The organism is Nocardia sp. NPDC046763 (assembly GCF_040645495.1).
In the GTDB taxonomy this organism is placed as follows: domain Bacteria; phylum Actinomycetota; class Actinomycetes; order Mycobacteriales; family Mycobacteriaceae; genus Nocardia.
The window spans coordinates 246,054-260,261 of the sequence record NZ_JBEYYI010000006.1; the positions used below are offsets into that span (position 1 = coordinate 246,054).

The following is a 14,208-nucleotide window of genomic DNA, read 5'->3' on the forward strand; positions in this document are numbered from 1 at the left end:
TTGGGGGTCAGCGAATCCGGAACACCGGTCCGTGGGGGCGGAACGGCAGCGCGGCGCCCGCGGGGATCAGGAAGGCGTGTTCGTGGCGGATGCGCAGGACATCGATCATGCCGTCGGTGATGACCAGAATCGGTCCGTCGGCCGGGAAGTCGTCGGCGCGTTCGAGCAGCCGGATGCCCGGTTGCAGCACGGTGCCGCCGCGACCGCGGACGCGGACGCGGGAGGCGATCTCGTCGACCGGCAGGTATCCGGCATCGTGGGCGGCCGCGTCGCAGCACACGACTCGCGCGCGCGGCACGTCGCGGGCGAGGGCGTAGGACGCGATGGCGCCCAGTCCCTTGCCCATCAGCTCCTCCGACATCGAGCCCGAGGTATCGAGTACTACGCCGAAGGTGGGCAGCCGTACCGATTCATCCGGACGCGCCCACGCCGGGCGCGGAATGTCGGGGGTCGCGGACTGGCGGCGTGAGGCGCGGGCGTAGCTGCGGCGCTTCTCGACGGCCGGGACGTGCTCGTCGAACCATTGCGCCAGTTGGGCATCCCAGGGCAGCGGGGGCTGGTCGAGCGCGCGGATCTCCTGTTCCAGTCCGGCCGGGAGCAGTCCGCGGCCGCTGGACTGGTGGTAGGCCAGGCCGGTGTGCAGGGCATTGCGGTAGTACTCGTCCAGGTCCAGGTAGCGGCCCGGAGTGTGGCTGTGCGGCAGCGGTTCTCCGAGGATGTCGCTCTTACCGCGCCCGCGTAGGGTGGCGATCTTGCGCAGGCGGCGCATGTCGGTCGCGATGCGGTCGTAGACCTGTTCGGCCGAAAGACCTTTCAGCTGGGGGTCGTACAGCAGCCCCTCGGGCAGCTCCCCCACGCCCATCTCGACGAGCCAGCCGTTGACCACGTAATCGCAGGCGACATTGAACAGGTAGTGGTCACGCCAGCCCGCGCGGTCACCGTGTCGCAACGCCGCGTGCAGCATTTCGTGTGCGAGAACGAAGCGCCACTCTTCACCGGAGAGCGACGCGAACGGATTGATGTAGATCTCGGCCGCTTCGGCGTTGACCGCGGCGATCGAAATGTCCCAGCCGCGAGCGAGATCCGCGTCGGCGACGATTTTCATGCCCGCGGCCAGCGCGCCCAGCAGTGGGTAGGACGAGACGAACCAGTTGAGCGCCCGGTCCCAGACCCGCAGGGTCGCGGCCTGCCCGCGCGTGACATCGCGGCCGGCCTCGGCCAGCGCTTCCCGGGCCGCCTCGCCGATACCGGCGGCGAAGCGTGACTGATGATCGCGCTTGCCGGCCGTCTCGGCCGTGTCGACGAAGAAGTCCGGGAACTCGGTGCGGCGGTAGGGCTCCGGGACGCTCGACTGCCACCAGCGCACGGCCAGGCCACGTTCATCCGACCCGCCGGGCGGGGGCGGCAACTCGTGCGGTGGGCGGCCGATCTTCAGGGTCAGCAGATACTGGTCGACCACCGCGCAGCAGGCGGCTCGATAGACCGGATGGGGCTGACTCGACGCCGTGATCCAGGTGCGCGCGTGGGCATTCGGCTCCAGGGCGCGCTCCTGTAGGCCGCGTGGATCGAGGTGACCGAACCCGGCGTGCAGCAGCAGATGCGCGAAGACCCACGCCCATTCCTCGGCGGAGCCACGCCGCTTCGAGTCGTAATAGACCGTGCCCCATGGTGATATGACCGCCCATGAGTCATCGGGCAGGCGACCGTCGATGTCGATGGACCCGTTCTGGATCCGCCGGAACATCGGATGCTGACACACCTGCCGCCACCCGGCATCGAGATTCTCCCGCCATGGGTCGACCACCATGCCGCGCTTGCGATTCGAGCGTCCGGCCACGGGCTACCGCCGCGCCGCCAGCCGCGGCAGATCGCGGGTGACCTCGACCAAGAACCAGGACGGCAGGACCGGCAGCCCGTTGTCGTCCGCGGCGATGACCAGCTGCGCGCACTCGACCGAGATCTCGGCCAGTTCGGTGAGCATGGTCTTGGCACGCAGCGAGAACCGTTTCACCCCGGGCGAGGCGTGCTCGCGGGATGCGGGAAGTTCCTTGACGAGCCGGGCCCGGAACGCCTCCGACAGGAAGTACAGCAGGTCACGGTCGGCGGGATTGCGAGGCCAGCCCGCGTCGCCCTTGACGACCGCCTCCAGGTCGTAGGCGTGCCGCACGGTCTTGACGAAGGCGCGGAAGCCGGAAGCGTGTGCGGCCGTGAGGATTCCGGACGACAGTACCGCCAGGGTGGTGTCGTCGATGTCGTCGCCGTAGGAGTGCAGGGTGTCGGAGAGCATGTGCCAGCCGCGCGGGGTGGAGAAGGGCTGTTCGGTCTTGGGCGGCTGCGCCCACAGGTGGTCGGGGCGCTGCATGACGTACTCGATCACCCAGGGGTGAATGTCATTGCCGGCGGCCCATTTCAGCCAGTCGTCGACGTCCGCACGCAAATGCACGTGCACCATGCGGTTGACCAGCGCGGAGGCCATGGGGCGGGCGAGGGCGTTGTCGGTGGCGCGGTTGCCCGCACCGATCACGACCGATCCGGCGGGCAGCTCGTAGGCGCCCACGCGCCGGTCGAGAATCAGTGAGTAGAACGACTTCTGGACTTCCGCGGGCGCGGCATTGAGCTCATCGAGGAACAGGCAGTACGGCTGGTCGCGGGCGATCATCTCCGGTGGCGCGAACCGGCTACGGTTCTCGACGATCTGCGGCACACCGATGAGGTCCTCGGGAGCCAGCTGCGTGCCCAGCAGGGTGACGCAGTCCAGGCCGAGGGCCGCGGCGAAACTGCGCACCAGCGAGCTCTTCCCGATTCCGGGCGCTCCCCACAGAAATACCGGACGCACCACCGCGACGTGCAGCAGCAGCTCCGGCAACTGGTCCGGAGTCACCGTGACAGTCGCTTCCAAATCGTCCTTTCAGGTCGGATGTGGACCCAGGTTAAGAGCGCATACCCGAGCGCGGCCAATGATTTTCGGCGCCGAACGACGTCGATTGAACAGCGGGGCGAGTCAGTAGAGCAGTGGGCCCAGGCGGGCGGCGCAGTCACGGGCCGGGTCGCGGTGGGTCTCGAGCGCCGGCAGCCGGTTGCTCGGGCCGCTCAGGCACAGCGCACCCGCGAGGCTGCCCAGGGCGTTGTAGATGGGCAGGGCCAGACAGGCGATACCGGGCACGAGTTCGTCTGCGGCCCTGGCATATCCGGACTCGCGGACGGTCCGCAGATCCTCGGCGAGGGCGGTGTGATCGATCTTGGTGCGCGCCGCGATACGCACCGGGTGCGCGACCAGGGTGCGCCATTCGGTCCGTGCGGCGAGCAGCAGTTTGCCCGCGGCGGAGGCGTGCAGATGCCGCGACAGCTCCCGCTCGCCCGGAATCGGATGGTCCGGGTCCTCGCTGAGCACCTGGACCGCGGCCGGGCGGAAGTTCATGAGGTGCACCGCGAATCGGGTGGAAGCACGGAATTCGCCGAGCAGCCCGCTCGCCGCGGCAGGCACCACCGGCACCCGGATGGCGGCGGCGAACCCGTGCAGCCGCGCACCCAGCGCGAAGCCCCGCAGATCGGCGGTGCGAACCAGATATTCGTCCGCGACGAGGGAGTTCAGCAGCCGGTAGGTGGTCGCGGGCGCCAGGCCGAGCCGTTCGGCGATCTCCTTGGCGGTGACACCCACCCCGCAGTCGGCGACCGCCTCGAGAATGGCGATGGAGTTGGAGACGGTGGTGGTGCGGCGGGAGTCCTTCATCGCGCCTACCGGAAGGTCGCGGTGGGCAGCAGGTCCGCGCGCTGCGGTTCGTCGTAGATGCCGAGGCCGCGCAGCCGATCCGGCGCACAGACCCGCAGCGCGACGGTGAAGAGCGCGGCGGCCGTCAGCACCGCGGCGTAGGCGATCACCACGGTGACATTGTCGTTGCGGGCCGATACCGCGGCGGCGACCATGAGGATCCCGAGCAGGGTCGCGGTGACCGTGCCGAGCAGTGCCATGCCGCGGCTGGGTTCGCCGATGCGGCGCAGCAGCGCCGGGGTGGCCAGGCAGGCGGGCAGATACGAGCCCAGGTAGCCGAGCGCGCTCAGGGTGAGGAAGCTCCGAATCCCGTCCTGCGGTTCGGCTCCCGACAGCAGATACCAGACCGCGCAGGCTGTCACCGCGCCGACCGCCGCGACGATCGCGGGCGCGGGCGTGTGGAAACGCGGGTGCGTGCGACCGGCCGCGGCCGGGGCGATGCCCTCGCGCCCCATGGTGAACAGCACGCGGACCAGGGCATTGATCGAGGCGACTGTGCACGCGAAGAACGACGACGCCACCCCGAGATCCAGCACCGCGCTCAGAAATCGCGAATTGTCCTGCAACACCAGGTCGGTCACCGGCGTGGAACCGGCAGCGAGGCCCGGTGGCGCGGCAGCCAGCGCCACCGCCTGCGCGGACACCGTGATCAGATAGATGACCGCGGCGGCGACCGGCGTCCACGCCAGCGTGCGCGGCACCGATCGGAAGGGCCGATAGGCCTCGGCGGACAGCGTTGTCGCACTCTCGAACCCGACGAACGCGCTGATGGCCACCACCGCGCTCATGGCGAGACCGCCGGTGCCGCCGTGCCATTCGAAGGCGCGGCCGGCCTGCGCGCCGACGCCGTCGCGGGTCAGCAGGTAGCCCATCAGGGCCAGGACCGTGACCACCGAGAGGCATTCGATCAGCAGGGTCACCGAGGCGGACAGCCGAATCCCCCGCACCATGAGCACCGCCGCGGCCGCAGCCGCGATCAGCAGCAGCGCGACAATCGTTGCGGTCCCGCCGAATCCGCCGAGTCCGGCGGTCACCGCGACCTGGTCGAGATACGTGCCTACCGCGATCAGCCCCGCCACGCTGACGCTCGCGTACCCGGCGATCGCCGACCAGCCGACCGGCACGGCCACAGCGGGGCCGAGTCCCTTGGCCACATACGTGTACAGCCCGCCCGTCACCGCGAGCCGCTGCGCCATCGGCCGGATCACCAGCGCCACACCCCAGGCCAGCAGCGCCGCCGCCAGGAACGCGGCCACGCTCGCCCCGCCGCCGGCCGCGCCGATCACGAACGCCGGGGTGACCACGGCCGTCCCCGATGGGGCGATGGCCGCGACCGACTGCGCGAACACCGGCACGAAAGGCAGTTCGCGCCGGGTCAATCCGCGCACCGGCGAACGTCCGGACACCGGGGGCCGACTCGGCGCGGCAGATCTCATGAGTGCGCCTCTCTCTGGTCCGGTTCCCTGACAACGGGTTGCCACAGCGTCGCCGATCCGTATTGCACGGGCGTAAACGTAGGTAACAACGGCTTGTCTCGAGGCGAGAGAAAAGTCCTGCGGCTTTCCCGCCGACGGTCACCGTCACACGCCCGTCGTTGTTACAGACCGTCTATAGCGTTCCGCGCCATCGGAAAAGACCCCGCCACCCGGTGATTCCGGGGCGGGCGCAGCAGAGAGACGGATCCATGACGCAGCAGATCGAACGCGCCACCGCCGCGCCGCCCGGCGCCAATCCACCCGACGGGGTGCACCGCCTCAAAGCCAATGCCGTGGGTTTGCTCGGGGTGGTGTTCATGGCCATCGCCACCGCCGCGCCGATCACCGCCATGACCGGCAATGTGCCGTTCATGATCTCGGCCGGGACCGGGACGGGCACGCCCGCCGCGTTCCTGATCGCCATGGTGGTGCTCGCGGTGTTCTCGGTGGGCTTCACCACCATGTCCAAGCACATCACCGCGACCGGCGCGTTCTACGGGTTCATCTCGTTCGGACTGGGCCGCTCCGCCGGGCTGGCGGCGGGACTGCTGGCCACCTTCGCGTACATGGTGTTCGAGGGGTCGCTGGTCGGGATCTTCTCCAGCTTCGGCACGAATACCGTTGCGGCACAGTTCGACGTGCACGTGCCCTGGTGGGTGTTCGCGATCGTCATGCTGGCGATCAATGCCCTGGGCACCTGGTTCGGGGTGGCTGTCGCGGAGAAGTTCCTGGTCGTGCTGCTGGGCACCGAGTGCGCGGTGCTGGCCATCATGGGTATCGCGGTGGCGCTGCACGGCGGTGGGCCGCACGGGTTCTCGTTCGCGCCGCTGAATCCGGTCAATGCCTTCACCGGGCCGTCGGCAGGGCTGGGCCTGTTCTTCGCGTTCTGGTCGTGGGTCGGATTCGAGTCGACGGCCATGTACGGCGAGGAATCCCGTGATCCCAAGCGGATCATCCCCAAGGCCACCATGATCGCGGTCATCGGCGTCGGGGTGTTCTATGTCCTCGTGTCGTGGATGGCCATGTCCGGCAACGGCATCGGCGAATCGGCGGCGCTGGCGGCCTCCGACAACCCGATGGACCTCTTCTTCCACCCCACCCAGACCTATGTCGGGCATTGGGCGGTGAGCGCCATGCAGTGGCTCATGATGACCGGATCCCTGGCCTGCGGCATGGCATTCCACAACTGCGCCGCCCGCTACCTCTACGCACTCGGCCGGGAGGGCGTCTTCCCCGTGCTGGAGCGCACCGTCGGCCGCACCCATCCCCGGCACGGGTCACCGCACATCGCGGGCGTGGTCCAGACGGTCATCGCCTGCGCGCTGGTCGCGGGCTTCGGAATCGCGGGCAAGGATCCCTATTCCGGCACCTACACGCTGCTGGCGATTCTCGGCACCATGGCCATCCTGGTGGTCCAGGCCGCCTGCTCCTTCGCGGTGCTCAATTACTTCCGCACCCATCACCCCGAGAGCCGGCACTGGTTCCGCACCGTGGTGGCTCCGCTGCTGGGCGGCCTCGCGATGGCCGGCGTGGTCGGGTTGCTGGTTCTCAATATGGGTACCGCCGCGGGCGCCGAATCCAGCTCCCTGGTCTTGAAGGCCACCCCGTGGCTGGTCGCCGCAATCGCCGTGGGCGGCTTCGGTTTCGCCGAATATCTGAAACGTCGCTCCCCCGCCCGGTACGCGCGGGTCGGGCGGACCGTCCTGGAGGAAACCCACGAACGCTGACCCTCCCCGATCGGGGCCATTCCGGAACTCCTCATCCGGAATGGCCCTTTCGAGTTTCCCGCCCGCCCGAACTACAGTGGCGGCCACAGGATTGCGGGTGGGAGGAACCGACGACGTGACCATCGACAGCCGTGTCGAGGAGATGCGTGCCGCACCGGTGACGATCGCCGACGAACGGGTCGGCGTGAACGACGCCGTCGCGGCGGTGCTGACCCGATGGGTGGGGTCGATGCCCGCGCTGTACACGGTGCTGGCGGTGTTCACCGTGTACATGGCCCTGGCCGTCTGGGGTCCGCTGCGGCACGTCGACCCGTATCCCTTTCCGTTCCTGCTGTTTCTGAACAATGTCACGCAGCTGGTGTTGTGCCTGGTCATTCTGGTCGGTCAGCGCGTGCTCAGCGGCGCGGCCGACCGCCGGTCGGTGCAGACCTACGAGAACGCCGAGGCGATCTTCAATCAGGTGGCCGATCTGCAGGCGCACCTGGACCGTCAGGACCGGGTGCTCAGCCGCGGGCTGAGCCTGCTCGAGACCACCGAGCATCCCTGGATCGAGCGCCACCGGGTGCAGAATCCGCCGCAGGCCGCCGATCAGGCGGTCGGCGTGAACGGCCGGATCGCGGCCTGGCTGACCGTGAAACTCGGCAGCGTGTGGGGGTTCTATCTGGCACTCGGCTCCCAGGCGGTGTGGATCCTGCTGGCGGAGACCGGAATCCAGCGCATCGACCCCTACCCGTTCGCGTTCATGTCGTTCCTGTCCACCCTGGCCCAGCTGGTGTTCATGATCGTGATCATGGTCGGCCAGGACGTGCTGGGCCGCACCGGCGACCGCCGATCCCAGCAGACCTACCTCGACGCCCAGGCCATCCTGCACGAATGCCGGCGGATGGAGGCGCGGCTGGATGCGCAGGATCGGGTGCTCGACAGCCTCACCGGCTACGTCACCGCCCAGGTCACCGAACTGCTCGCGCAGGCGGTGCACGAGACCCGCGAGCGCCTCGAGCATCAGGCCCGCGTGCATGCCGCCATGACCACAGGCGAGGTCCCGCCCGACGCCCACGCCCTGCGCGGCTGGGACCAACTGCCGGAGCGGCAGCGCGCCTCGCATCGCGTGCAGGCCCGCCGGATCGGCGAAAACCTCGCTGCCATCGGCTGTTTCATGGTGCCCGCCTTCGACCCGGAGCAGAGCGCGGCCCTCACCGACACGGAGGTCCGGGCGCTGGCCTGCCTCGAATACCAGCGCTGGATCACCGATCGCATCGCCCGCCGCGCTGCCGAACCCCCGGGCCCCGAAGACCACGACGACGCCGAACCGCTGCCCTGGGACGAACTCCCGGACGCCGCCCGGATCAGGCATCTGCAGGCGGCGCGGCGCATTCCGGTCGTGGTGCAGCACGCGGGTTTTCAGGTGCTGCGCGGTATGTGAGGCCGGCCGAATGGCAACGGCCCGGAGCCTTGCGGCTTCCGGGCCGTCTTCACGCTTCGAGTCGGCGTGCACGTATCCGACGCCCCGCGGTAGCACCCTCGGAATCGTGCCGTTGCGGTTCGCCCCACGACGGCCCGAACCGCCGGGCCGGATAACCCGAAATGATCACGAAACCCGCCCGACCACACCGAGTCTCACCGGTCCCGGGAGTACACACGCATCACACCGGAACGGACGGCACGGTACGTCGGCGGGTTGGCGCGGGCGGTCAGTCCCCGGAACCGGCGGCGCGCCCCATACCGTCACGCTGTCGAGATCGGCGGATAGCCTGGCGTCATGCGCATTGTGATCGACGATCTGCGGGGGGACGAGGTGATCGGACTGCTCGAGGCCCACGTTGCCGAGATGCTGGCGAACTCGCCCGAAGACAGCATGCACGCGCTCGATCTGACCGCGCTGCGCAAACCGGAGATCACCTTCTGGTCGGCGTGGGAGGGCACGGAACTGGCCGGGTGCGGGGCACTCGAGGAGCTGGATCCGGTGCACGGCGAGATCAAGTCCATGCGGACCGCGACGGGCCACCAGGGGCGCGGGGTGGGGTCACAGTTGTTGCGGCACATCCTCGCCGAGGCCGCCGCGCGCGGATACGCGCGGTTGAGCCTGGAGACCGGGGCGTCGGAGTTCTATCGGCCCGCGGTGCGGTTGTACGAGCGCTACGGATTCGAGCAGTGCGGGCCGTTCGCGGAGTACACGCCGGACCCGCACAGTGTCTTCATGACCCGGGCGGTCTGAGCCGGAGTCAGCGGCCGACGGCACCGGGTACCAGGCCGTTCAGCGCCGCCACGATCACGCCCAGGATGACGAAAGACCACGGCCACGCTCACCAGCGCCGGGCAGCGCGTACGCGCCGTAGGCCAGCGGGTGGGCCAGCCAGCCCAGGATGAGCCGAGCGGTGGGCTCGGGGCCCGGCGGCCACCAGCAACCAGTCCGCGATCAGCAGGATCGGGATCACCCGGTGCGGGCTGTCGTTGATCCACCGCCCGGTCAGCCGCACATCGATGGAAGTTGAGATACGAATAGTTCGGGTTGCCCACGTTGCGCAGCGGAATCCAGACCAGCGCCACCGAGCCCAGGATTTCGAAAACGATGCGCAGGACCCGGATCCGCACGGGCGTTCGGCCTCTGACGACCATGGCCCGGTGGTCGCATGCCGAACCACCCGAATGCGGACGATATGCCGGTGCGGCACACTTCCGGCAAGCGCGACATCGGGGCGCCGGACACCGCGCCGACCGGCCCGGACCGACTCTTCGCTATCGTTGACGATGCAATGACCAGGACCGCCGCCACCTCTCGCGAGCTTCGTTCCCGCCTGGCCGATCTCTCGATCCGCGACGAGCACCGGTTACGTCGCAGGCTCGACAAGGCCCGCGGCGGCGATCTCACCGACCTCGAAGCAGATATCGACGCCGCGCAGCGCCGGGTGGATGCCCGCCGCGCCGCCGTCCCGACCATCCGGTATCCCGAGCAGCTACCGGTGTCCGCGCGCCGCGACGACATCGCCGCGGCCATCGCCGCCCACCAGGTCGTGATCGTGGCCGGTGAGACCGGCTCCGGCAAGACCACCCAGATCCCCAAGATCTGCCTCGAGCTCGGGCGCGGGATCCGCGGCACGGTCGGCCACACCCAGCCGCGGCGACTGGCCGCCCGCACCGTGGCCGAGCGCATCGCCGAGGAACTCGGCACCGAACTGGGCGATGTGGTCGGCTACACGGTCCGCTTCACCGATCAGGCGTCGGACCGCACGCTGGTCAAGCTCATGACCGACGGCATCCTGCTCGCCGAGATCCAGCGCGACCGGCTGCTGCGCCGCTACGACACGATCATCATCGACGAGGCGCACGAGCGCAGCCTCAATATCGACTTCCTGCTCGGGTATCTCAAGCAGCTGCTGCCGAAGCGGCCGGATCTGAAGATCGTCATCACCTCCGCAACCATCGACCCGGAGCTGTTCGCCCGGCACTTCTCCGACGAGAACGGCACTCCCGCACCGATTGTCGAGGTGTCGGGGCGGTCGTATCCGGTGGAGGTCCGATACCGCCCGCTGTCGCTCGAGCTGCCGGTCACCTCCGAGGACCCCGACGACGAGGACACCCGGATCGTCGACCGGGACCCCACCGACGCCATCGGCGACGCGGTGCGGGAACTGCAGGCCGAGGGCGACGGCGACATCCTGGTCTTCCTCTCCGGCGAGCGCGAGATCCGCGATACCGCGGACTCGCTGCGGGATATGCGGCTGCCGCGCACCGAGATTCTGCCGCTGTACGCGCGGCTGTCGGCGGCCGAGCAGCACCGGGTGTTCGAGTCGCACACCGGCCGGCGCGTGGTGCTCGCCACCAATGTGGCCGAGACCTCGCTCACGGTGCCAGGCATCCGGTACGTGATCGACCCTGGCACCGCACGCATTTCGCGCTACTCCATGCGTACGAAGGTGCAGCGGCTGCCCATCGAGTCCATCTCGCAGGCGTCGGCGCGGCAGCGGTCCGGTCGCTGCGGCCGTGTCGCGGACGGTATCGCCATCCGGCTGTATTCCGAGGACGACTTCGAATCCCGGTCGCAGTTCACCGAACCCGAGATCCTGCGCACCAACCTGGCCGCCGTCATTCTCCAGATGACCGCGCTCGGTCTCGGCGATATCGAGAGCTTCCCGTTCGTCGAAGCCCCCGACGCCCGCGCCATTCGCGACGGCATCGCGCTGCTCGAGGAGCTCGGCGCGCTGGCCCGGGCGGAGGCCGAAGCCGGTACGCGCAAGGACATTCCCGACGCCGGTCTGATCCTCACCCCCATCGGCCGCGAAATGGCGCAGATCCCGGTTGATCCGCGCATGGCCCGCATGCTGGTCGAGGCGAACCGGGGCGGCTGCCTCGCCGAGGTCCTCATCATCGTCGCGGCCCTGTCCATCCAGGACGTCCGCGAACGTCCCGTCGAACACCAGCAGGCCGCCGACACCAAACACGCACGCTTCACTATCGAGGGCTCCGACTTCCTGGCCTACCTGCGCCTCTGGGATTACCTCCGCGAACAGCGGAATGCCCTGTCCTCCAACCAGTTCCGCCGTCTGTGCCGCGACGAGTTCCTGCACTACCTCCGCATTCGCGAATGGCAGGACCTGCACGGCCAACTCCGCACCATCACCCGCGGCCTCGGCTGGAACACCGAGGGCTCGGACGCCCAATTCGACCGCACCGCAGCGCCTTCCGACGACGCCTCGCGCAACCGCCGCAGCCGGAGTGCGAGCCGCGCCGATCGCATCGAGAGCAGAGCTGGAACCGGATCGGGCGACCATACGGCCACCAATGACGCTCGCGACGGTCATACCGGACGAAACCGGCGAGGTAGCGGCGCTGCGCACGCCGGCGACCCGGGGCAGGGTCGTAACTCGAACCGCGGCAATTCTTCCGACCGCGGCGGGCAGCCCCGGCAGAGCGACGCGTCCAACCGCGCCGCACCCGCAGCGGACGGCAACGACTCGGGCCGTGCGAGCCGCTCTCAGGGTGGGCGCGGCAGCACACGCGGTTCGGCATCGGACAGCAGCAGGACGGAGTTGGCCGAGACTCTCGCGGCGAAAGCGGGGTTGGACAACGACTCGCTGCCGTGGGATGTGACGTCGATTCATCAGGCGCTGCTGGCGGGCATGCTGTCGCATATCGGCGTGCGGGAGGCGGAGACCCGGGAGTTCCTGGGGGCGCGCAATGCCAAGTTCATGATCTTCCCGGGATCGTCGCTGGCCAAGAAGCCGCCGCGCTGGGTGATGGCGGCCGAGCTGGTGGAGACCTCGCGGTTGTGGGGGCGGACGGCGGCCCGGATCGAACCCGAGTGGGCCGAGCGGCTGGCCGGGGACCTGGTGAAACGCACATATTCCGAACCGCATTGGTCGGCGAAACGGGGTGCGGCGGCGGCCTACGAGCGGGTGACGCTGTACGGCATTCCGCTGGTAACGCAGCGGCGGGTGGACTTCGGGCGGATCGATCCGGAGTTGTCTCGGGAGCTGTTCATCCGGCACGCGCTGGTGCAGGGCGAGTGGCAGACCCAGCACGACTTCTTTGCGCGGAACCGCGAATTGCTCGACGACGTCGCGGATCTGGAGCATCGGGCGCGACGGCGCGACATCCTGGTCGACGATCAGGTGCTGTTCGACTTCTACGACCAGCGCATTCCGTCGGACATCGTGTCGGTGCGGCACTTCGACAGCTGGTGGCGCAAGACCCAGCGCACCGATCCGAACCTGCTGGACTTCACCGCCTCCACGGTGGTGAACGAGGATGCGGCGCTGCTGGATCCGACCGCTTACCCCGACAGCTGGCGGCAGGGCGAACTGACCTTCCCGCTCACCTACCAATTCGAGCCCGGTCAGGCCGACGACGGTGTCACCGTGCACATTCCGATCGCCCAGCTTGCGCACGTGCGCTCGGTCGGCTTCGACTGGCTGGTCCCGGGCATGCGCGAGGAACTGGCCGCCGCGTTCATCAAGACGCTGCCGAAACAACTGCGCCGCACCGTGGTTCCCGCACCCGACTTCGCCAAGGCCGCCCTGGACCGCCTCACCCCGCGTGCCGAACCACTGCGCACCGGGCTGGCCCGGGAGCTGTCGCAGCTCGGCTCGGTGACCATCGCCGCCGCCATACTCGATCCGGCGGGCCTGCCCGACCACCTGCGCATGACCTTCGCCGCCACCGACCCGACGGGCGCCGTCGTGGCCCGCAGCAAGAGCCTGGCCGAGCTGAAATCCACCCTGGCGGAACAGGTCTCGAAGTCGGTGGCGCGCGCCAACAATGCCGCCGAGCGAGCCCCGTCCACGGTGTGGACCTCCGAATCCCTGGGCACCCTGCCGTCCTCGGTGAAGCGCCAGGTCAGCGGCCAGACCATTACCGGCTATCCGGCCCTGGTCGCCGAACCGGACGGCGTGGCGGTGCGCGTCCTCAGCTCCCCCGCCGCCCAGGCCACCGCCATGCGCACCGGCACCCGTGCCCTGCTGCTGGGGGCGATCACCACCAATACCCGCGCCGTCACCGCGGGCCTGCCGCCCACCGATCGCCTTGCGCTGAGCCAGAATCCGTACGGCACCCTCGACGCCCTGGTCGAGGACTGCCGCGCCTGCGCCGCCGACGAACTCATCGCAGCCAACGGCGGACCGGTGCGCAGCCCCGAGCAATTCCAGGCGCTGGTGGAGAAGGTCCGCCCGCAGTTCACCACGGCCGTCGCGACCATCGTCCGCTCGGTCGTCCCGGTCCTCGCCGAGGCGCACCGGCTGCGCGCCGCCCTCGCCGAATCCCGCGACCGCGACGCCACCGACGATGTCACGCACCAGCTCGACGATCTGATCTTCCCCGGATTCATCGCCGAATGGGGCAGCGGGCGGCTGCGGGAACTCCCCCGCTATCTGGAAGCCGCCCGCCTGCGCCTGGAGGCGCTCCCCGCGTCCGCCAACCGCGACCGCGCTGGCCTGGCCGAACTCGACCGCGTCCACGCCGCCTACGATCGCCTGGTCAGCAATCTCCCCGAGTCCCGCCGGGGCGGCCGCGACATCGTCGAAATCTGGTGGATGATCGAGGAACTCCGCGTCAGCCTGTTCGCCCAGCAACTCGGCACGCCCTACCCCGTGTCGGCGAAGCGCATCGAGAAGGCGATCGACATCGCCCGCCGCCCACCCCAGCAAAAGCGCTGACGACGCGCTACCTCCGCGCGCATGCACCGGTCACATGCCTTCTCGGAAACGGTTGCGGGCCAGCGCATCGCCCGGCGGCGGCAAGGCAT

At 69.3% G+C, this 14,208-nt stretch carries 8 protein-coding genes; 4 read left to right on the plus strand and 4 right to left on the minus strand.

Annotated elements, in window-relative coordinates; translation table 11 throughout:
* Positions 1-7: 7 nt before the first annotated feature.
* From ABZ909_RS12700 to ABZ909_RS12715, 4 genes are all read right to left on the minus strand, one after another.
* Entirely contained in the window at positions 8-1,837 is a 1,830-nt protein-coding gene (locus tag ABZ909_RS12700; protein WP_356998261.1) for a hypothetical protein, read from the minus strand.
* 3 nt (positions 1,838-1,840) lie between these two features.
* Positions 1,841-2,899 carry a MoxR family ATPase gene (locus ABZ909_RS12705; protein ID WP_356998263.1) on the minus strand — a complete coding sequence of 353 codons (1,059 nt, stop codon included), beginning with the start codon at positions 2,897-2,899 and terminating at the stop codon, positions 1,841-1,843.
* Between the two features lie 102 nt (positions 2,900-3,001).
* Positions 3,002-3,730, minus strand: coding sequence for an IclR family transcriptional regulator C-terminal domain-containing protein (locus ABZ909_RS12710; protein WP_356998265.1), 729 nt, complete (start codon positions 3,728-3,730; stop codon positions 3,002-3,004).
* 5 nt (positions 3,731-3,735) lie between these two features.
* Positions 3,736-5,205: an APC family permease gene (locus ABZ909_RS12715; RefSeq protein ID WP_356998267.1), complete on the minus strand. Its 1,470-nt coding sequence runs from the start codon at positions 5,203-5,205 to the stop codon at positions 3,736-3,738.
* A 248-nt stretch (positions 5,206-5,453) separates the two neighbouring features.
* On the opposite strand from ABZ909_RS12715, the gene ABZ909_RS12720 reads away from it, so the two are divergent.
* The 4 genes from ABZ909_RS12720 (at position 5,454) to hrpA (ending at position 14,119) form a co-directional block, all read left to right on the plus strand.
* Positions 5,454-6,971: an APC family permease gene (locus ABZ909_RS12720; protein WP_356998269.1), complete on the plus strand. Its 1,518-nt coding sequence runs from the start codon at positions 5,454-5,456 to the stop codon at positions 6,969-6,971.
* A gap of 97 nt (positions 6,972-7,068) precedes the next feature.
* Positions 7,069-8,394 (plus strand): DUF1003 domain-containing protein, encoded by a 1,326-nt coding sequence (locus ABZ909_RS12725; RefSeq protein WP_356998271.1) that lies wholly within the window; start codon positions 7,069-7,071, stop codon positions 8,392-8,394.
* Positions 8,395-8,730: 336 nt separating this feature from the next.
* Positions 8,731-9,186, plus strand: coding sequence for a GNAT family N-acetyltransferase (locus ABZ909_RS12730; protein ID WP_356998272.1), 456 nt, complete (start codon positions 8,731-8,733; stop codon positions 9,184-9,186).
* A 538-nt stretch (positions 9,187-9,724) separates the two neighbouring features.
* The gene (gene hrpA, locus ABZ909_RS12735) at positions 9,725-14,119 is read left to right on the plus strand and encodes an ATP-dependent RNA helicase HrpA (RefSeq protein ID WP_356998540.1); all 4,395 of its coding nucleotides are present in this window, start codon (positions 9,725-9,727) and stop codon (positions 14,117-14,119) included.
* Positions 14,120-14,208: the final 89 nt, after the last annotated feature.